The organism is Thermoplasma sp., assembly GCF_008709555.1.
Lineage (GTDB): Archaea > Thermoplasmatota > Thermoplasmata > Thermoplasmatales > Thermoplasmataceae > Thermoplasma.
In genome coordinates this window covers 106,832-128,701 of sequence record NZ_VYIJ01000001.1, presented here as the reverse complement: position 1 = coordinate 128,701, position 21,870 = coordinate 106,832, and the positions used below count along the sequence as shown (strand labels likewise).

Sequence of the window (21,870 nt, the reverse complement as noted above, 5' to 3'; positions counted from 1 at the left end):
TTGATCGATTCTCCTATATTTCTCATTTCTTATCGGTCTGCCTCTCCTCTCTTATGTTTCTTGGTATATTTACAGGATTCAGGTTTTTGAGGAACTCCAGTATCTCTGAACCAGTTATCTCTCCGATGGCAATGGCAACAAGGAAGAAAACAAGAAGAAGCAGTAGAGATGATCCCAAGAGCTCGATGAATGGATACGGTTTTATCATCCTTATTATGACGTATCCAACCGCTATTTCAGCTAAAGCCGGTATCAACTGCCTGAGTATTGTCACGTCGTTCCAGCCCTCAACACGATAGTACAGGTAGCGGTATATCACGTAATCCGCAGACGCCGTAAGAAATGATGCAAATACTGTGCCTGCTGGGCCCATTGATAAACCAGTGAATCCGAAAACGGATCGGGGGACAAAAAGGAAGTTAAGAGCGATGTTTGCTATTATGGACGGCGTGGTTATCTTGGCTATGTTCCAGGTCTTGCCAGAAGCTATGACAGCTGAGGTAAAAGGCGACGTTATTATCGAAATATAGTTTCCAAGAGCGACAAAGACCAGTATGTCGGAGTACTTCCTGTATCCTGCGCTGAATATGTTGAGGAAGTAGATGGAGAACATTGCCAGTATTATGACAAATGGAAGAATGAACAGAGATACGTATTTTTCAAGGTCATAAGAATCATACGTCATGTCGATCTTCTTGTGCCTCCTCGCCAATATGGGCAAAAAGAAGCCTGTTATCGCGCCGGAGAATGATATCAGCGCAGTACCTAGTATCTGTGAGGTGTAAAGAGCACTGGTTGCATCGGCATGCCAGTAGAACTGTATGATGACCTTATCGATATTTCCGTTTATTGTGGCAATTCCGGTGGTTGCGGCAAGCGGTATTGCAACGGCGGCGAAGTATCTGAACGTAGAGATGCTTGGCTTCTGGAAATGCCATGGCTTACCCAGATGCATCATGAACAGGAAATATACGGTGTATGTGAGGGAATAAACAGATCCTATGACTATTGCGATGTCTGCATCAGGTAGCCTCCATATATGCGTGTAGTAGACCACACCTATGGCAATGAAGAGGCTGTTTCTCGAAAGCGCCTCAACTATTGATGGGAGAACCTGCCTGTATGGGGAAAATGTGGAAGAATAATAGGATCTGGGTATCGAAAGCAGAGTACCGGAGAAATAATAAGGTATCAGCGCTATTATGACCCAGTATTCCACTGGATTCTGAAAACCCCTGTGCAGTACATCAGTCCATACAGTGAGCGCGGAGAGCGTGATGATAACAAATATAACGGCCAGCATCAGCTTGACCGCAAAGAATGTGCTTGTTGCATCCCGGACGTCATAGCCCTCTGAGACGCTCTTGGTGTAAGCGGAGCTGAATCCAAGCTCTGTCGCCAGAGAAAAAATGCCTGTGAACCCCATACCGAAGGCGACGAATCCCCATATGATTATGCCAACGTACCTCGTGATGAAGAAAAGGCCAAGATACCCTGCAATGGCGTTGATTATATTTGCAGTGACGATGATCGGCGACTTCCTGCTTAACAACGCTAGGGGTATGTAAAAAAGAGAATAAAATTATTTCATGCTTTTAGTGTGCTATGGTCTGTGCCTGCTCTCTCAGGAACTGCATGAGGTAATAGAATGACCCTGTGCCCTTTCCTGAGACACCGCTGAGCTTCCAGCCGACGAATGGCTGCGATCCAACCATGGCACCCGTAGATCCACCGCTCTTTCTGTTGGCGTACAGGACACCGACCTCCACGTTGTCGAAATAGTACTGTATCTCATTCGGATCCTCGGTGAATATACCGCCTGTCAAGCCGTAATCCATGCTGTTTATATCATCTATGGCTTCCTTCACGCTGTTGCACTTGAACACGCTGAGTACTGGGAGAAAGATCTCATTTCTGGCTATGTAAGCATCCCTAGGCAGATCTGTGACTATGGTTGGTTCGACATAGAATCCCGGCCTCTTCAACTCGTGCCCACCGGTGAGTATCTTGCCTTTATTGTATTCAGCCTTCAAAGATACGAATTTATCATAGGCCTCCTTGTTTATGACGGGGTTGAGGAAAGTTTCCTTCTTTCTAGGATCGTCTGGCTTTATCTGCTCAGTCCTCTCCTTCAGGCGCTTCATGAACTCATCGTAGATATCCTTGTGAACGTAGAGCAGCGAGCAGGCGCTGCATTTCTGCCCTGCAAAGCCGAATGCTGCCCTCACTACACCTTCCACGGCCTTGTTCAGATCGGCCTTGTTTGATACGATTATGGCGTCCTTTCCACCCATCTCAGTGATTACGACTTTAGGACCGTTGTCTATGGACTTCCTCTGTATGTCCAGCCCGACCTCTCTTGATCCTGTGAAAACTATACCGGCCACATTTCTGTTCTCAACGATATGCCTTCCGACGACGCTGCCCGATCCAGATACGTAAGCCAGCACTTCCTTTGGAACACCGGCCTCATGCATTAGGCGGACCCAGAGGTACAGCGACAGAGGTATATCACTGCTGGGCTTGAGTATGACCGCGTTTCCAGTAACGAGTGGCCCAGAGCTCATTCCTACGCCTATGGAGAAGAAGTTAAACGGAGATATGACACCGAATACACCATAAGGCTTCATCACACTCATGGATTCCTCGTTCTTGTAAGCCTTACCCGTGAGTTTGATGAAGCCCTGGTTCTCTATCAGGTTGATCGCATAGAAGCGCATGAAGTCTATTGCTTCGTCAACGTCCCCCATGGCTTCATACCTGTTCTTACCATTCTCGTATGTGAGTATGGCTGCAAACTTGAATTTCTGATCGCTAAGCATGTCTGCTGCCTTCAGGAATGTGAGAGCCCGCTTCATGTAGCCGAGATTGTACCAATCCTTGTAAGACCGATGAAGCATGTCTACTGCCCTTTTGACGGATTCATCAGACGCCAGCTGGAATGTTGCAATTTCACTTCCATCGATCGGGCTTATGTCTTTTATCTTCTTGCTCTCAACGACGTCATCGGCTATGATATTCGGATATTCCTTGTGGAAATAGACTTCCACCTGCTTGAGTGCTTCCTCGTACTTCCTATGAAATTCGTCCTCTTTTCCTGCCTCTACCATCCTGATATAGGTGTTTTCATTTTCGAATGGCATAGCATATTATTGCAAAACAATACATATTATTTTGCAGAATGCTAGACAGATACTTTCTATGACATCTATATACATTGAGGCATGAGGGAAAAAATCAGATAATGTTCAGATCGTCCTTCACCAGAATTCGATGCCCATAATCTGAAGATCAGGATGACTGATCATATTTGCTGTAAGATACTATGAGCTGTGGATTTATTGTATTCAGTACGAAAACCACGTTGGAGGATACCGGCGTATGCACGATCGGCGGAGCGCTAACATTCATTGAATAGTGATCGTCTATATATGTCCAGTTCACCTCTATTATAAGTGCCCATTGGCTTTTATCAGCTGAATAGTTGAAGTAAACAGGCACGAACGGTTCGTACATGAATTTAAGAAATGTCTCGTTGGTGAATTTGATGGGAGGCCTGTCCGGATTGACGGCACCCTCGTATCCCCAGACACCGTCTGTGTACATGTAATTATCAATGAGGATGAATTCGATTGGCTTCGTGGTGTGGTTTGTGAAATGCCCTGATAGTTCCTGCACTATTATTGGGTAGTCGGTGGAATTCCATATGAATGATGCGTATTCGAACGGATCGCTTATGTTGTCGGCCTCGATGAGCAACCCGAGCCTGTGATCAGAAAGCACGCTGTAGTTGGCGTTTGCATGCGAGTCTATCCATTCTATAGCATAGTAATCTTGATACGATATTGCCTGAGTACCAGACGGCACAACGACATGACCGAGCGGATAAACTGATCCAGCGGATCCGACTATGATCACTATCATGACTGCAGATATCAGTATCTGCGAAGCACTGTACCTCTTCCGTTGATAGTAGAACTTCGTGCTCTCGTATCCGGTTCCTGATGGATAGTAATAGATCGATGGTGCCGTAACGTTTATTCCGAACGATGGGCCCACCACCACAGGGGATGGCTTCGTTGATTTGATCTTGTATTCTATCTTTATTTCCTTGGGCTTCTTGGAGTCTAGATAGCTGACTATGGCGATGCCATCATAAATAGAGAGTATCTCGAATATATACTCAAAGAATCTTCCTGGCAGCAGTACACCGCTCATGGTCATGGCAGCGTATATTGCCACAATAAGGAGGAGTGATAGCATCCCCAGCAGGATCCTATACTTCTTCCAGACCACGATATATCCATAGGCAGCTATGCTGACCGAAAGCAGAACCGGTATGAACACGAAGAACGAATAACCGCTCAGGTTCACTATGTATTTTTGATAGATCAATACCGCGACGCTTGGCACTAGAAATGAAAGAGCAACGGTGATCGGAGCAGTTATCTTCTTATCCATGGGCTTCAGTTTCAAGATCAGGTTCCTGATAACGGTCATGTATTTTCCAGGCAGGTTGAAGAACATGTATATGACGGCAAAATAAATGGCAATAACCGCATACCATGGGAGGCCGTCAGCACCGCCTGTTATAAATCCTTTCGTGTTTGGAACGTTTACGAGCCAATATACAAACATGAATGCGGAAAAACCGAATAGGAAGTGCCTGTATCTTTCTTCGACATAACCTTTAGATATCTTGTAGTAAGCGAGGATTCCTATGATCTCAAGCAGATACATGAATGTTGAAAGCTGGTGAGACATCACCAGAAACACTGAAAATATCGATGTAGGTATTATAAAATACCTCTTTCTGAACGACACAAACAGAGAAAGGATGGTCAGAAGCCCAAAGAAGTGACCGAAAACAAGTATAGATGATATTGAGGTCTGGTAGGCCTGAACCGGATTTACAGAGAGGAACGCCGCGGCCACAAGAGCCATCCTGTCGTCTCTGGTTATCTCCCTCGTTATGAAGAATATGAGGATCACCGTCATCGCGCCGAAGAACTGTGGAACAAACTTGAGCAGTATATTCCACTTTATTCCTGTGACAAAGTAGATCAGGGAAATTACCCAGTACATTACAGGAAATGAACCGTAACCTGATGTACCCCACTGCGAAGGTACATCTATGACCAGCAATCTTGATTTAACATAGTCCTGCGTTATGTAATAATATATGCCGAAGTCATTGCCCCAGCCATAGCTGGTCAAGGATGGTATCAGCCTTATGATAAGCGCTGCAATAGCGATAACACCAAGAGCTGAGACTATCCTTCGGTTCATTAAAATGAGGATCGCATTCTATATTAATTAATTTTCTCAGTAAAATTGGAATTTCATGCGTCGAAGAAGAATACGACCATGCTAATATAAAAATACATATGAAATAAAAATAGTGATCTGAAGATTATCTCCTGTAATTCTTCAATTGCTCAATATTGTAGTTTATTTCGTTGATCTTCTTGCTCAGGTCCTGTATGATCTCCTCAAGGATCTCATTGAAAGATTTGGAAAGCCTGTATCCATGGATGGGCCTGCCCTTTCCTTCCTTTTTCATGTTCCGTTTAGTGATCCACCCTTTCCTGCGCAACCATTGCATGGCGATAGAGACTTCCGGCTGTCTGAGTCCGGTTTCTCTCTCTATCTCAACGCTGGTTACTTCGTCCTTGTCCCTCATGTATACAAGGGTATACGCGACGCTCCTTGGAATATCTGCAATCATCAGATATTTTGCCAGTTTCTCAGCATCTTCGCTCAGAACCATGTTCATCGTACCATAATATTATATTTCTATAAATATTTAGCTTTTTTAAATAATGGTGTATATATACTTTTTGATCGTCCCATCGATTTACCATTCTCATGGAGACAAATGGCAAATGTGAGCTGCATCTCAGGTTAAGCTTCGGAGCTTCCTCCCGCCGAAGGGACATCTGCCTCTCCGGACATCCAGACAAGCCAAAATAGCGATGTCCACAGGCGTGAGTTCGGAATGCACCAATATTACTCAAGCATCACACCACTTGGTAAGCGTAGAGGATATGCAAAGGAAAATAGAGAAACTACAATAAAAAAAGCGTGGTTAGTCTATCCAGGATCATCATACCATCTTTGAGATACGAGATCAGCCGTGGCATAATATAAAAATTCAACTTTTAGATAGAGCTTCGAGTTTGCTTATGATCGTGTACAGATCAGTCCTCCCATGCGCTGGGACATTCGGATCGTTTGCCATCTCGTCCAGCATGGAAAGAACGGTGGCGCACCTAAGATCAAGGCTCTCGTTCTCCTGAGACAGCTTTACTTTTGAATCCTGAGCAACTTTCCTGACGTTCTTTGGAACCGTTATATCCTGAGACAGTTCATCCAGGAGGTACATCACTTCATTGAAAAGGTTCTGATCCACCCTAACCACCCCTCATTTCTTCGTTACCCGCCCATATTGTTTTTTCAACCTTAAGTCCACTTATGTTTATATTGAGGCGGATATGGATGGCGAATCCCATGAAAAAATATAAAACTTCTCAATGGAAACATTCTCCGAACAGCATCTTTCCTTATGTTGATAGATCAGACCTAATATGTCATGTCCAGGAATAATAACGCAGGCTTCATTCATGGGACCATTGTGGCCAGCTGCTGTTTTATTGATTCCAGGCGTTTTCTTCTTTCTTCAGCCCTTTTCTCTGCATCCTGGTATCTCTTCTTCTCCTCATCCGTCTCAGGCACAATCTGAGGGATCTCTGTTGGTCGCCCATCTGAATCTATGGCGACATAGGTTAGATAGGCTTTTGTGGCGTATCTCCTTATTCCTGTCAGACCTTCCTCCTTTATGACATCTATCTCTATCTCCATGGTTGACTTCGTTGTGTAATTTATGTAGCCATGGAGGATAACCATATCCCCCAAGTGTATGGGCAGGAGAAAGAAAAGCGAGTCAATGCTTCCTGTAACCGTTCTTTTCCTGCAGTGCTTTGTTGCAACTATCGATGCACAGTTATCAATCCATTCCATGAGTCTGCCGCCATACAGGTATTCGTATATATCCATATCCTCGGGCAGAACCATCCTCTCAACGAATGTTTCAGATTCCGATGGCTTCTTGGTTTCCATAAGTCCCTATCATTGCATAATTTATATTTTTATCCATACAATTTTGAACAAGAATCGAAGAGATATGATCAAACAGATTATCCTAAATGAGCCTGAATGCGATAATTACGATTTCCTGTAATCATTTGCCATGACCGTGAACTGAATGATGTATCGAAAAATAGAAGAGACTTGAAATGAAAAGGAATCCTTATGAATAATACATCCTATTCTTCAGCGATCGATCTCTATTTGTCAGCTGCTCCTTGCTAAAGCATCAGATCTTGCAGCTGGGAGGATCGAATGAGCGAAAATAGTAATCGTCACAACAGGCTGATTGACTGCAACCCTGTCTCTATATACGATTCCATGCATGAAATTCCTGTTGTAGAATTTCCTTCCAGAGGCTGTCCTGGAAACTTAATCACAGGCCCCATTGAAATTGATGAACGTATCTGTGAGTGCCTCCTCCCGTTCTTAGCTGGGAAGAAAGTTTGAACTGAAGGGTTAATCCCTATCCACACTAAAGGTAGGGGCTTCATTGCGACGGGAGATTGTGGTCTCCGTCCTTGTTTGAAGCCTGCGGTTCCCTGACCAGTCCGCGAGAATGCTGATAGTTGCCTGATCTCATGTGATATGGCCTCTCTGCATTCTCATTCATCTTCATAAATACGATCTGTGCAATCCTCTCACCTCTCTTCAGATTCAGACCAATTCCAGCATTGAAGAAGGAAAGTGTGAGATTGCCATGGTATCCTGCATCTATTGCTCCGAACGATCCAATTATCCCTTTGCGAGCAAAGGTAGATCTTGTCCATATCATACCAACCGTGTCTTCCGGCATATTCAATATCTCTATTGTTGAAACAAGAAAATGCCTCATTGGCTTGATCTCGCATTCCGTACACTGCTTGCCCTGGATGTCAATAACATCAACACGGAGATCATACCCATTGGGTGTAAGGCTGCTTGCATCAAAATTTTCAGAGATGAGAAATCCCTCGCCTACCATCCTCATTATTGTACCATCGTTCAATATCATTATGACGGTTATCCGATCATAAATAGATAAATGTGATTTCCGTTTTTGGCAGTGTCCAGTTATCGACCTGTATTCATCATCTTGTCGTACCTGAAACGGAGCTGGAAACGGCCTCGTTTCTAAACCTTTCCGAAAAATAGATGTAGAGTATCATGGCAGAAAAGAATGACACAAAATAGCTTATGTCAACACCATGGAGAATAGTGGCAATGGGCATGTTTATTATCCCTGCTGGAGACATGAATGGTATGGATATTATTATAGATATTATGTAGGCATATATACCTGGTTTCACCAGCCTAGGAAGCCTTTCAAACTCTGCGTGCCCGAGCCTTGCGAGAACGAAGAAATGCGCTATCATTATGCCTATCCATGGTGTTATCCAGTAATCGAGTATGAATAGAAACGTCTCATAGAAACCGTAGAACCTGAAGAACCCCACTATGCCCAGAGCAAAGGAGAATACCGATGCCACGACGATTGCTACCCACCTCCGTGTTTTGAAGCCTATGGACAGGAATGCCAGTGAGTTAGAATAGAGGTTTATGGCATTAGCAGAGATACCGCCGAGAAACAGCGCTACTAAGCCTATCATTGCATATCTGCCCATCACTTTGGCAAGATCGGCGGCAGGAGATCCAGAAGGGTTTCCTGAAGCCGCGGAAACCATAATGCCCACCATCTCAGCAAATATCGATGCAATCACTGAGCCAAGTAGAGTGTAATGGAATATCAGCTTCGAACCTCTTGTCGATGATACGTGTCTGGAGTAATCCGCAGCGTATGGACCCCAGGACATTATATACGAGAATGCTGAGGCGAACGTTATTCCGAACGCAGCCGGTATATTGAATGAAACCGTGTATTGGTAAGATATGGTAGCGTGAGAATGCAGCAGAAACAGCACAAGGAAAACGAAGAGGATCCCGAGAACATACGACATAGATCTTTCAAGGATCCTTATCGCCCGGTAGCCTATTATCGCTGTTAAAGCCACTATTGCGACGATCAGCAGAACTATAAAATAATATGGTATCCTGACTATTTGATATATGGCCAGCGATGCGAGAATCACGTTAACGGTCAGCCAACCTGCCGTATTTCCCCACTGCAGCACGGACAAGAGCGAACCTCCAACGGAACCAAATGGCACCCTCCCCATGTACATCTGTGGAACCCTGTAGATTGCCCCCAGCTGGCTCATATACGCGAGCATGACACCGCCGGCAAGCGTACCGATAACAATCGCCAATACAGAATAGATCAGAGGGAGGCCAAGGTATACAGGAATAAAGCCAACCGCAAAGTCACCCACCGTAAGGTTAGAGGCAAACCATATGTAGAACATGGTGGATGGTCTTCTGTCATTCGCAAGATCAGCTTCATTCCCTAAATTACTGTAATTTTCTATATCAGATCCGAACTTGTGTTCGGCATTCATAATTCAGCAGTGCGCTATCATTAATAAATTTTATTATCTACTATCAGAGCAGAACCACGAAGATCTTTCGATCCGAATTCGAACTTTTCTTGATAACATGGTTAATCTTTTGGCCTACACATTAGAAATGGAAGGTTCATATATTCCGACGGCATAAATTTCCGCACATCTATGTTTACTCGTGAGAAGAATACACGCCATGAGCCCTCTTTCATGAGCGCCAGGAATGATGATAGGATCGAGGCATATTTTGACTGTGTTCCGCATTTAGGGCATCTCAATCCAATTCGAAATTTTAGGGTGAAGATCATATGAGTCTGGATCTGGATGGTGAGGTAATCAGAAAGGTAGAGGCAATTTTATATTCCAGCAGGTCACCAGTGAGCATCAAACTGATCTCACAGATACTCTCAGTTGATCCTTTGATAGTAAGAAGGGCCGTGATGGACCTCAGGAGGGATTACGAGAAAAGGGATGGAGCATTGGAAGTGGCCTCCTATGGATACAAATACAGAATACAGCTTAAATCACAGTATTTTTCTGAGGCCTATGCTGTCTCTCCTCCAGATATCTCAGGATCTGAAATGAAGGTGATAGCCAATATAGCCATAAGTGAGAGAGGGCTTAGCCTTACTGCGATAAAGAAGATAGCGCACCAGAGAACTGACCAGATTCTTGGGCATCTGGAGGACATGGGTCTTGTGAGATCCGTTAGCAGAGGAAATTCCAGAATATACACACTGGGAAGGAAATTTGAAAGCTACTTCGGCATTTCAAAAGAGGAATTCGCAAAGAGGATAAGAAGCGAGATAGCTAACAAATCATCCGGAGATGACGGTAGTGCATCGAATCAACAGGAATGATGCTTTTGGATCAGCTTGTTCCATCGTTGCACGCGAGGTCATCCGGATCGAATGTGTAATATATGAAAAGATGAATTGAGGATCTGCTTCATTGTATGATGCAATTCAATGGTGAAATGATATGACAGAGAAGGTTATGCTCGTTGGCAGCGGTGGAAGGGAGGATGCGATAGCAAGAGCCATAACAAGGTCAGGAGCAACACTCATCTCGGCCATAGGGCATGAAAACCCATCCATAAAATCTCTTTCTTCTAAGTATGTTATTGCGAATGAACTGGATTACAGGAAGATAGAGGAGTTTGCAGTTGACAATTCCGTTGACATCGTATTCATAGGGCCCGATCCAGTCCTTGACACACCGCTGGTCAACAACCTCCTGAAGCGCGGGATTCCGGTTGCATCGCCTACCATGGAGGCGGCAAGGATTGAGACCTCAAAAATGTTCATGAGGGAACTCATGAAGAGGCACAATATACCAGGGAACCTTGATTTCAAAGAATGCTTTAGCGAGGAGGAGGTAAACGAAGCTTTCAGAAGCCTAGACCATGATGTTGCAGTTAAGCCAATTGGACTGACAGGTGGAAAGGGAGTAAAGGTTATGGGCGAGCAGCTGAAGACGGTCGAAGAAGCAAGAAGCTATGCACTCGAAGTTCTTAGGAGGGACGGTGTCGTGCTCATCGAGGAAAAGATGGTTGGGGAGGAGTTCAGTCTTCAGGCGTTCGTGGACGGGAAGAACGCCTCATTCATGCCGATAGTACAGGATTACAAGAGGGCGTACGAGGGTGATACCGGGCCAAACACGGGCGGCATGGGGTCTATATCCGATTCGACGTTCACGCTGCCTTTCCTCAGCGATCGGGCCCCGGAGGAGGCAAGACACATAATAATCGATATCGTTAGATCTATGAACTCAGAGAATACTCCGTTCAAGGGTGTAATGTACGGGCAGTTCATGGATACCCCGCGCGGAGTGAAGGTAATAGAGATAAACGCAAGGTTCGCCGATCCGGAGGGAATAAATGTGCTCTCGCTTCTGAAGAGCGACTTCGTCGAGACACTGCATCAGATATATGACGGAAACCTCCAGGGAGACAAGATATTCGAGAAGAAGGCCACGGTGCTGAAATACATCGTTCCTGTAGGCTATGGATCCGATCCAAAACCGGGTGAGATAGAGCTGGACAGAGAGATCTTCCAAAACGGAGTTGACGTCCTGTACGCATCCGTAAGCGGTGATATGTATAGACTCAAGCAAACCACCTCCAGATCCCTGGCAATAATTGCGAAGGCCGAGAGCATACCGGAGGCCTCTGATATAGTTGATTCATCCATAGCTCATGTCAAAGGCAATTATTACGTGAGGAAAGACATAGGCAGATCGGAATTCATTGAATCAAAGATCCGGAAATCGATGGCGCTCCTGGGCGATGAGAAATTCACTCGAATACAAAGATGACCAAAATTGTAATAATTGAAACAATTACATTTCATTTATTAAGTATAAATTTATATATAGTTTAATTATTGACATATATGGCACTTATTTTATTGATCCCCTTTCTGGCAAGCGGCGGGAACAATATCTCCAACGTGCTCTCAAGGATAGACGAGATAGCAATATCCATCTCGGCAGTGCTCATATCTTTGCTCTGGATACCCATAGCCTTTGAATTTTTCAGCACAGACGAGAATAAGAGAATGATCGCCAGGACAAGATTGAAGAATGCCGCCATAGGGACTTTCATATACGTACTTGCTGTGAGTGGCCTTCTCTACGCCATATTCAATTATATAATAACAGGATCATGATCGGAATCTCAAGCCTCTTGTACGATTTATTGAGGGGCATTGTAGCCATATACCTGGCGGTGCTTGATCCGGTATGGCACCTGATAGTTTGCTATGGCCTTGATCCGAAGAATTCTTACGGCATAATACTTGATCCTGGGCCTGAATACCTGTCCCTGTATATGCATATAACAGATCTGGTCTATGAGAGCATAATTCCAGTGTCTCTTATCATTTTCTCCCTTATCATAGCGATGAGATCGTCCCTGCTGAACTTCAGGACAACACGCGCGCTTATGAACCTGCTCATACCATTTCTTGCACTTGCATTCACCTTCAGGGCCCTCACCTATTTGACGCTGGTTTCCGAATATCTTTTCAGGTATCTATGGAACTATCCCGGCATAAACTGGTACTCCGTATTCAGCGTCACGGGTATCCTTAACTTTTCTTCCGGGACGGATTCTTCGTCAACTGTCATCGTCTTTCTCTATCTGACCAGCTACTTCATAGCCATGAGCTCCCTGCTTGCCGAACTGATATTCAGGGAGGCGGCAGAACTCCTCCTCATGATGATCATACCGGTATTTGCCGCAATAGCGTTCACTGGAAAGACTCAGGAATACCTCTTTCGTTCCATAACCACATTTCTAGAGCTGAACTTTCTACCGGTTCCGGTGATCATGGATCTGATCCTAGCCAGCATATTTTCATACGATCCTGTTCTCGAACTTGGTTTCTTCCTGCTGGCGCCAGCAATACCATCACTTATCTTTATCTGGACAAGGAACGAAGGCCTAAGGATGCAGCCCTTAAGGATACCTGTTGGTCTGATCAGCGGTTTCATAGGTGGGCAGATCGATACCGTGGTCTCCGGTGGTAGAAGGATAGACTGGAGTGAGGTGTATTCGAATGAAGCATCTTACAGGAGGGGAGAATCGAATTGAATCGCAACCAGAGAACGGTGCTGAGAAACGTGCTTGCATACAGACCTGAATACTATGGCATACCGATGACAACACTGCTTGCACTGATAGCCTCGGGATCGTCATTTCTGATCCTCATAAGGTTATTTGGGCCGTACGCCGTCATTGCGGTCCCGATATACATCATCATCATTCGGGCAAAAACCAGGAATACCATTGTCGCATGGGTGCATGGCATATTACCAGTCAGAGTAGCACGGCCCAAGATCGTGAGATCAGGAGATCGCACTATCATCGACGTGCAAGGAACAACTGCGGTTGTGGCCAGACTAAACACCGCCTATGATAACCATCCTGAAAGCTTCTCAGCCATCTCTTCCTTCATAACTGGTATTCTTGACTCCGGATTCAATGTAACTGCGTATTCAATACCGCATGCAGCCGACAGAGCCGACGTTCTACCGAACCTGAGTGGAAAGGTGTACTATACCACATACCTCCTGCTATGGCACCAAGAAAAAAAGGATAAAAATCTCATCGGATCGACCGGAAACCTCCTGATGGGGGATGACAGATCTGGACTAACCTTCAGCATCGGCGACGATGATATTGAACTGATAGGGAGTCTCTTCCCGGGCAAGAAGATGAATCCAAGAAATAATTACATTTCTGGTGAAAGAAACATATCGATATTCAGCCTAGTGGACTCCGAGAAAGATATATTTCCATCCTATTGCGAGGCTCTGGAGATTAGCGATATTAACACGGCCATTAAGTTCAGCGCCAGGCGCATGGAGAAAAAAGCGCTTGTAAGGACGGCAGCGGCAAAGATCGCCGACCTGACCTTTGAACTTGGGCAGAGGAGCAGCCGTAAGGAGAATACCGAATACCTGAGATCGGTCATGAGATCGGCTGAGATCCTTTCCAACGAATCGAGAAAGGAGAATCCGGATGTATTCACATGCGGCCTGGATTTCCTTGTTATGAACAATACGCCATATGGACTGACGCGCGAGATATCCAAGCTGGACAGGGGGCTCAAAATAGCAGGAATGAAGGTAAAGAACGTCAGTTTCAGGGCAGGGCGGTCTGTCCAAAATTTCTTTGACCTTAGCAAAGAAAACATACCGTATCCAATGGATCTGCCCTCGATTGGCTCGTTCTTTCCGGCCTACTTCTCCACAGAGGAGAGTGCGGGAATCTTTTTGGGAATCAATGAGTATACAGGCAAACCCATATATCTGGACTATTTTTCCCACACGTCTTACAATTTCATAGTCACCGGGGAAACTGGATCTGGTAAATCGTATTTTGCAAAGATATTCTCCAGGAGGGTCTACAGAGAAAGGTATTCAAAACTGATGATACTCGATCCGCTCAATGAGTATCACTGTGCGGACTACGGGGATGCCTGCATTGAGATCGATCTCTATGTTTTCAACGAAACCGCCATCCGGGAAGATACCGATATGAGATCACCCGACGTGTTAATTGTGAAGTACGATCTGGTGCAAGCAGAGAAGGACGCCAGGTATGGCATCGCCATAGCAGAGGCAATATCTAAGTTCATGTCGCGGGTTGATGGACGCAAAACAATTTTGCTAGACGAGGCGAACATGGTGCTGAGAAACGATGATGCACTGAGGATCGTAGAGAATACGGTGAGGCACTCCAGACATTTTGAAACTTCGGTTTTCATAATAACGCAGAGCATCAGCGATATAAAGTTGGGGATGACCATCGAGGAGAACAGCGTCCACAGGTTCTTCTTCAGATCCGCAATGTCGGCGGACGAGATACGTCGCTATATTCCGGAAGAAGACGATGTGAGAAAGCTGGCAGGAGGAAAGAACCGCAATTTTTCAGAATGCTATTATGCCTACGGTGATAAATATATGAAACTTCTCATAACGGGCGAAGACGACTCTTGATATTGATTATACGTGTATAGTTATGCGGTCGTTTCGTTTTCATCCTTTATTGTGGTCAGCATTATACCAAGTATACCGAAGACCACCAGGACTATGGTGAATGAATATAAACCAATATCGAACCAGGTATCATACAGAATAGACCATGACAGATAGAACGCTAGACCTATGAACAATAAGGCTGCTGAAATACCCCTTACCCAGTTAACCATCCACGCAAGCATTATGAACTATCTTAAAAATTTAACTCTTTGCGAGTTCGATCTTCTCATCATGACAGGTCGAGGTTTCCTCAATTGAACAGGGAAATCAGTACCGTTCTATGAATCCTCTGAGCCCCAGACTTCCCTCTATTCCGAATCGCGTAATCTGTATCCTGCAGAATATGAATTTCAGCTTTGCGGACACGGCAATGAGACCGGCATACTTTTCTATTTCATCATTCCAAAGGGTGAAAATTATCCTGTTGCCTACCCAGAATTTTCTGTATCGTATCACCCTGTCCTCTCTGTCTATGGACCTCTCCCCGATAATTCCAGTCACGTCAGATATGAACGAATACTCGCCATCGGTGTCTATATCCAATATATCCTTGAAAAAGCTTACACCAAAATATTGATCTATAAATTCACGGGCATCCTGAACATCGAAGAGGTGTGCGTTCTTCTCCAGGAATTCTATCACCTTATGCCTATCCATGGATCACTGCCAGGAGAATAAGAAAATACCAGGATAACGAAAATCAATTGAGTGAATTCTCTTCTATCTCCCTCTTGGCTTTCTCCTTCTTTTTCACAGAATATCTTGTTATGTATCCGGCAATCATATTTATGGTACGTTTAGAGACGTTCGGCATCATTTTCTCAAGCTTTTTCTTGTTTTCCTCGAATTTATCGCTGAATACATCTGGAAATTTATCTGCAAGCTCTTCCGCAGTCCTCTTGACATTGAATGGTCTGATACTTCCCATGCTCCCACATAGATAAGCTATATAAAAAGATCACTTGCAGGCGTTGGTGCTGCATACCATAACAGGAACGTTGCTGAGCTTGAGTAGCTCACTGCTGACCGATCCCAATATTATCTTGGTCAGGCCCTTGAGGTTCCTTGATCCCGTTATTATGATATCCACGCCATTCTCCTCTGCAACCTCAACGATCTTCTTCGCAACAGTTTTTGTTCCTGAGTCTACGATCTGAAAGTCTATGTCAAGAGTCTCGTTTGCTACGATCTTCCTGGCCTTTTCTATCACATCCTCAGCCTTCTTCCTCTCATCCTCGAACATGGATTCCGGTACATATGTATCGTATGTTGGAGTCGTACCTATTATCTGGGGGATGACATAAAGTACAAGGTATTTGTTTATTGAATTCTTCAGATTCAACGCGAACTCCAGTGCGCACTGAGCTGTTTCACTGCCATCGTATGCTATCAGAGCTCTCATACATTATTAAAGATGTGGATATATATAAATTTATCCAGACGGAATTGCCTAATCTGACATGTGAAGCATAGTCATTGCAAGCGTTTCATCCCAAGATGCATGAGATGCGATCATGATGGATCTAACTAGTTCATATCTTGACCTTTTCATTTATTCTGGATCGATAGAAGGTAACCGAGCTCCCTTATCCTTTCGCCTATCCTGGTGATCAGCGAGCTGTCACCTGCAAACTTCTTCAGCCTGAGATGTCTCACCGTTCTCTGGACTGAAAGCGCTGCAGAAAATGATCTTCCATCGAAATAGAACATATCGTATCCCGTTCCGAAGATCATCTTGAGGTAGTCACCATAGATGAGGGAAAGTATGTCCTTTGATGAGAATATGGCATCCTCGATCGGATCGCGTGCAGATTCTGCTGCAAGATCTCCTCTACTGAAATAGACCTCCTTTGTCTTCAGGTTGAAGTACCTCCTGCATCCCTCGACATCATTGAGGAATCTCAACGATTCGTCCGTACCGATGCCTATCATAGCAGAGAACCTCGATGGAGTTATCATGCCTATATCGCGTATCACAGAATATGCCAGGAGCCTTATGGCCTCATCACGCGTGTATTTCTGTGGTATGGCGACGTATTTCCTCTCGTAATTTCTGGCGATGTACCTGTCTCTGTACAGGGAGTCGAGAATATTTTTCAGCCCACGCTGATCCAGATCAACGTTGGCCATTATCTGCCTTTCACTGGCCTCCTCAAGCACCATTATCGATCTCATCACCGCCTCTGCATCCTTGTCCAGTTTTCGGTCAGCCACCGATCTGTAGATGGATATTATCTCTCTAGTGGCCATGGAGGTCTTGTCGAAAGGCCCATTGAACTGATACAGCAGCGAAGATTCATAGTAATTATCTACATTCATTTCTGAAATACCATATCTCTGGGCTTCCATCGAGTCCCTTATTCCGAAATATATCTCTGATAGAAGCTCGTATAGATTCGTCTTCTTCTCCTTCTTCCTGAGCAGCTTCACTGCTAGGCCCATCATCTGTGATTCGTCATAGTTTATGATGAGACCATCTGGCCTCGTCACAGGTTCAGCCGTTGCACGTCCAGCCGATGCGCCTGCCATTATCACGATCCAGCCATCCTGGTAGGCATCCATCAGACGTTTCACGACCTCATCGTAAGTTCCGGTTGAAGACAGATCACTTATCCATCTAACGCCGTCCTTCTCCTCCAGATAGAAAGTGGCTACCTCCTCGCCGTCGACAATGAGTATCCTGTTATAGTCGATGTTTTCCACATAAATCTGGAGATACATCATCACAGGGTCAATGACGGGGATTATTGATGTACTAGGAATTTCCTTGGATCTATCTGTATAATAGTAGAGATCTCCCTTGAAGAACACGCTGTTCAGGCTTAGGGATCTTAGATCAGGATTGAACCAGAAAAACCGCCTTATCTCGTCATGGGTGAGGGGCCCAAACCTCTCTATGATTGTGCGTAGTGCCCTCTCGTAGCCTATGTCCTGTGCATTTACGAGACTTATCGAATCGCCGTCTCTGGACAGGACAAGCTTGTATTCCAGCGATCTCACTATCTGGCGGATGATCTTCTTATCCATGCCGGTCGTCTCCGCTATTATCTTCTCGCTGGTTATGCCATCCTTCACGGAGTTCAATACGATCCTCTCCTCAGCGCTGATCGTGTGATCTCTCAGGCTGAATAAGGTGTCTATGAACCATCTGGACGCATACGTGACCTTATTTTTGATGAAATGCCCTCTGATCACGAGTCCGCTTTTGACAAGATCCTCGAAGCTATCTATCCTTCCGCGCTTGAGACGCGCATTCACGTTCTCAACGTCAAATGCGAAGCCATAGACATCGAAGTACTCGAGTGGATCGTTTACCTTCCGGGTTATCCTAGAGAGTCTCACCTTCGTTATATCCTCCACGCTGGTCAGCGACTTAAGATCCGAGTAAAGCATGTACTGCTTGCTGTATACGGGTGTTATATAATCATAGATCACATTACCTTCAGCTACCATGGCCTTCAATATGGCCTCTATTCTCTCCCGTCCCAGAGGTATCTTGATATCTATCTCGTCGATAGTAAGTGGCCCGTAGGATGATAGCGTCAGTTCAATGAGACGCCTTGCAGCTGAGTCCACGTCAACAGAAAATTCGCCTTCGTTTCTGTGGAAAACGGTGATCCCATCCTTCATCTTTCTTCTTATGAGATAGGCTGACTCCAACTTTGTAAGCGCATTTTTGAGGCTATTTTCATCGAAATTCAGATCGCTTTTGAGTTCGGAGAATGATCGCCCGGTGCAATGATCAAGTATTTCTTTTTCAGTATCGCTGGTATCGATCCTCTTCCTGAACAGTGTCCACAGTATGGGATAGTTATCTGAAGAGGTCCATACGAGCCCCCGTACATATGCAGAAACGATCTTTCCATCTTCGATCGCCTTTTCCACCAGTTCCTTAACCTCTCCTTCAGCATGCTGATAGGGTGAGTTGTAGCGATCCTTTAGTACATCTATGTACGGAAAATGATTTGCAAACCTGATCAGCGATTCCTCATCATGCACTACTGGTATCTTCTTTCTGAAATAGTCCTCGACATCCTTCTGGTTCTCGAATAGAAAATGTATGGCCTCCCCACCGTAAATCTTCTCAAGCATCCTGCTCTGCAGATCACGGAGCATCTTTGACCTGTCCTCCATCATGACTATGTCGGATGACCCGGCCATTATCATGCCATATGAGAACGGGCTCGTCTCCTTGGTGTAATTCCTCACTGTGTATGAATTTGAATCCATTACGGATCTGACATATTGTTCGGCCCTCGGGACGTCCATGAGATCCTCCATGATCTCCCTGTAGGTTTCTCTGATGATGGAGAAGCCCTCATGCTTCTGAAGCTCGTTCAGCAGTCTGTCGCTCCTGAGCTGCTGTCTAGCCACGGATATATCGTAACCCTTGTAGGATCGCAGAACCATGAGCGATCTGGCCGCGCAGTGCCTGAAACGCTGCTTGAAGAGTTCAGTATTGGCTATCGATCTTCGCACCAGATCTCTGAAATCTGAAGAATTCACCGTTCTTATGGCTTCATCGATCGGTATCTTCCGCTCCGTATAGACTATGAAACCATCATCAGTTATGGTGATACGCGTGTTGGAACCGTATCTGTTAGATATTGCAAGGGCATATGATCTCGATAGGGCATCGTTTACCTTTCTCCCTAGGGGAACGTGGAATATAAGTCCGTACACTCCATCAGATTCCTGATAACCCTCTATCAGGGCATGATCCTCTGTTGGTACGCCATAATCCATCTGCGCCTTTATGTACGATATTATGCTGCGTGCTCCGTTTTCATCAACGTGGTATTCCCTTATTAGCATCTCCGTTGGGTCTTCGCCCGCTTCGATCATGGATGCGATATGCTTCCTGAACTCCCCTATCATAACGCCAAGATCATAGCTTCTTGGAAGCATTTCGCCGGTCCATGAAGGTACAGTAGGCTTCATGCCTGTAACGGATCTGACATAGACCCTGTTCCTGACAGTCTTTTCAAATATGTATGTTCTTGCACCGAGTACAAAGACGTCTCCGGACTTCAAGCGCTCGACAAATTTATCGCTGAGCTCTCCGACATTTTTTCCCTTCTCATTTATTGCTTTGTAATTTGCCTCATCCGGGATGGTTCCAACGTTCATGAAGTATATCATCCTAGTGCTGCGCTTCTTACCGAATGTGCCTGCATCACGATCTACCCAGATCTTAGGATAAATCGACAGGCTCTCAAGCTCTCCAGAGAGATAATCCATTGTCATCATGAATTCATCATAACTAAGGTCGTGGAACGTGTATGAATTCCTGAGCACCTGGTAGGCCTCTTCAATCTTCCACACCCTCTCCAGAGACATTCCCACCAGAATCTGTGCGAGGACATCGAGCGGGTTCTTAGGGATGTCAACCCTGTCTATCTGCCTGCTGTATGCGGCCTTCGTCAAGACGGCACATTCGACGAGATCGTCGAGCGTGAATACTATGAATATGCCCTTGGAGAGCTCATCCACACCATGTCCGGAACGCCCTATCCTCTGAAGACCCTTGCTGACAGACTTTGGACTGCCTATCTGAATGACGAGATCGATGAATCCTATATCAATACCGAGTTCCAGCGAGGTGGAGGTTATGACGCACTTCAGTTCTCCATTCTTAAGCTTGTTTTCAACTTCAAGCCTCTGATCCTTTCCCATGGATGAGTGATGCGCTTCAAGGCTCTCTATGCCCCTACTCTTGAGCCTCATAGCCACATGTTCTGTTCCGCTCCTAGTATTTGTGAATATAAGCGTGGTTCTGTATTGTTTCACGAGATCCGCTATGATATCGTACATCCTGTCGTTGGCGACTTCATAGCTGACCCTCGTGAGGTCTGGAACAGGCGTTATTGTACGAAGATCAAGGTGTTTTTCTCCGCGCACCTCCACTATCTGGCATGGTCTCGGCCTTTCTCCATCAAATCCCACAAGATATTTCGCTATCTCTTCAATTGGAGACTGAGTTGCAGAAAGCCCTATTCTTATTACGCCAGGGGCGATCATGTTTAGGCGCTCAAGATTTGCAGATAGAAGACTTCCCCTCTTTGTGGATGAAATTTCATGTATTTCATCTATTATGACGTACCTCACATTTCTGAGGTTGTCTCTCATCCTGGGCGAAGAAAGAGCCAGAGAGAATGATTCTGGAGTTGTTATGAGTATGTGCGGTGGTTTCCGCACCATCTTCTGCCTCTCACTTTCTGTTGTATCTCCAGATCTCACAGATATGCGGATCCTTGGAACCTTGATACCCTCGGATTCCATGACAGAGTATATCCCGTCCAAAGGGAACTTCAGGTTCTTATTGATGTCGTTCGCCAAGGCCTTCAGTGGACTTATGTATACGCAGTACACACGATCCTCCAGTCTCCCATCCTTAGCAAGTGAAACAAGTTCGTTTATGATGGTGAGAAACGCTGTCATCGTCTTGCCCGTTCCAGTCGGGCTTGAAACAAGAACGTTGCTTCCGGAATGTATCAGTGGTATGGCGTATTTCTGTGGTTCCGTGAGCGAAGTATAGTTGTTGTCAAACCATTTCGATACGTGCCTGTCCAGAAACGGAAAGAAGTCCTCTATCCTGAATAGCCTGGTTTCTGATTCCATCTTATTTGGTCTTAACTATAGGTTATAATCTTATAAAAAGTTGAGCCGTGTGATTCCATATTTCATTACCGATGCTTGGTGAGCCATTCCTATGCTAAGGTATCGAAGATCCATCTCA

Annotated in this window: 18 protein-coding genes; 5 read left to right on the top strand and 13 right to left on the bottom strand. The window is 45.2% G+C overall.

Features of this window, described 5'->3' with window-relative positions; genetic code table 11:
- Positions 1–22: 22 nt before the first annotated feature.
- From F6Q11_RS00640 to F6Q11_RS00605, 8 genes are all read right to left on the bottom strand, one after another.
- Entirely contained in the window at positions 23–1,552 is a 1,530-nt protein-coding gene (locus F6Q11_RS00640; protein ID WP_297025780.1) for an oligosaccharide flippase family protein, read from the bottom strand.
- Between the two features lie 43 nt (positions 1,553–1,595).
- Complete coding sequence (locus F6Q11_RS00635; RefSeq protein WP_297025779.1) at positions 1,596–3,143, bottom strand: aldehyde dehydrogenase family protein; 1,548 nt, start codon at positions 3,141–3,143, stop codon at positions 1,596–1,598.
- Between the two features lie 148 nt (positions 3,144–3,291).
- A complete protein-coding gene (locus F6Q11_RS00630; protein WP_297025778.1) occupies positions 3,292–5,289 on the bottom strand; it encodes a hypothetical protein in 1,998 nt (665 codons plus the stop codon).
- A gap of 124 nt (positions 5,290–5,413) precedes the next feature.
- Positions 5,414–5,776: an ArsR family transcriptional regulator gene (locus F6Q11_RS00625; RefSeq protein WP_297025777.1), complete on the bottom strand. Its 363-nt coding sequence runs from the start codon at positions 5,774–5,776 to the stop codon at positions 5,414–5,416.
- A 378-nt stretch (positions 5,777–6,154) separates the two neighbouring features.
- A complete protein-coding gene (locus F6Q11_RS00620) occupies positions 6,155–6,412 on the bottom strand; it encodes a UPF0147 family protein (protein WP_297025776.1) in 258 nt (85 codons plus the stop codon).
- A gap of 209 nt (positions 6,413–6,621) precedes the next feature.
- Positions 6,622–7,119 carry an acyl-CoA thioesterase gene (locus tag F6Q11_RS00615; RefSeq protein ID WP_297025775.1) on the bottom strand — a complete coding sequence of 166 codons (498 nt, stop codon included), beginning with the start codon at positions 7,117–7,119 and terminating at the stop codon, positions 6,622–6,624.
- A gap of 517 nt (positions 7,120–7,636) precedes the next feature.
- Entirely contained in the window at positions 7,637–8,140 is a 504-nt protein-coding gene (gene dcd, locus F6Q11_RS00610) for a dCTP deaminase (protein WP_297025774.1), read from the bottom strand.
- A gap of 76 nt (positions 8,141–8,216) precedes the next feature.
- Positions 8,217–9,581: a cytosine permease gene (locus F6Q11_RS00605; RefSeq protein ID WP_297025773.1), complete on the bottom strand. Its 1,365-nt coding sequence runs from the start codon at positions 9,579–9,581 to the stop codon at positions 8,217–8,219.
- Between the two features lie 311 nt (positions 9,582–9,892).
- Between F6Q11_RS00605 and F6Q11_RS00600 the strand changes: the two genes are divergently transcribed.
- The 5 genes from F6Q11_RS00600 (at position 9,893) to F6Q11_RS00580 (ending at position 15,089) form a co-directional block, all read left to right on the top strand.
- Positions 9,893–10,444: an SMC-Scp complex subunit ScpB gene (locus F6Q11_RS00600; protein ID WP_297025772.1), complete on the top strand. Its 552-nt coding sequence runs from the start codon at positions 9,893–9,895 to the stop codon at positions 10,442–10,444.
- A 121-nt stretch (positions 10,445–10,565) separates the two neighbouring features.
- Positions 10,566–11,900, top strand: coding sequence for a phosphoribosylamine--glycine ligase (purD, locus tag F6Q11_RS00595; protein WP_297025771.1), 1,335 nt, complete (start codon positions 10,566–10,568; stop codon positions 11,898–11,900).
- A gap of 77 nt (positions 11,901–11,977) precedes the next feature.
- On the top strand, positions 11,978–12,253 hold the full coding sequence (locus F6Q11_RS00590) for a hypothetical protein (RefSeq protein ID WP_297025770.1): 276 nt from the start codon (positions 11,978–11,980) through the stop codon (positions 12,251–12,253).
- A complete protein-coding gene (locus tag F6Q11_RS00585) occupies positions 12,250–13,179 on the top strand; it encodes a hypothetical protein (protein WP_297025769.1) in 930 nt (309 codons plus the stop codon). The genes F6Q11_RS00590 and F6Q11_RS00585 overlap by 4 nt, the downstream gene beginning before the upstream one ends.
- Positions 13,176–15,089, top strand: a complete 1,914-nt coding sequence (locus tag F6Q11_RS00580; protein ID WP_297025768.1) for a helicase HerA domain-containing protein — start codon at positions 13,176–13,178, stop codon at positions 15,087–15,089. Before F6Q11_RS00585 ends, F6Q11_RS00580 begins: the two co-directional genes overlap by 4 nt.
- Positions 15,090–15,109: 20 nt before the next feature.
- Here the strand turns inward: F6Q11_RS00580 and F6Q11_RS00575 are convergent, their stop codons facing one another.
- The 5 genes from F6Q11_RS00575 to F6Q11_RS00555 form a co-directional block, all read right to left on the bottom strand.
- Positions 15,110–15,301 (bottom strand): hypothetical protein, encoded by a 192-nt coding sequence (locus F6Q11_RS00575; RefSeq protein WP_297025767.1) that lies wholly within the window; start codon positions 15,299–15,301, stop codon positions 15,110–15,112.
- Between the two features lie 97 nt (positions 15,302–15,398).
- Complete coding sequence (locus F6Q11_RS00570) at positions 15,399–15,788, bottom strand: hypothetical protein (RefSeq protein WP_297025766.1); 390 nt, start codon at positions 15,786–15,788, stop codon at positions 15,399–15,401.
- 43 nt (positions 15,789–15,831) lie between these two features.
- Positions 15,832–16,059, bottom strand: coding sequence for a 30S ribosomal protein S17e (locus F6Q11_RS00565; protein ID WP_297025765.1), 228 nt, complete (start codon positions 16,057–16,059; stop codon positions 15,832–15,834).
- A 30-nt stretch (positions 16,060–16,089) separates the two neighbouring features.
- Positions 16,090–16,533, bottom strand: a complete 444-nt coding sequence (locus tag F6Q11_RS00560; protein WP_297025764.1) for a universal stress protein — start codon at positions 16,531–16,533, stop codon at positions 16,090–16,092.
- A gap of 146 nt (positions 16,534–16,679) precedes the next feature.
- A complete protein-coding gene (locus F6Q11_RS00555; protein ID WP_297025763.1) occupies positions 16,680–21,752 on the bottom strand; it encodes an ATP-dependent helicase in 5,073 nt (1,690 codons plus the stop codon).
- Positions 21,753–21,870: the final 118 nt, after the last annotated feature.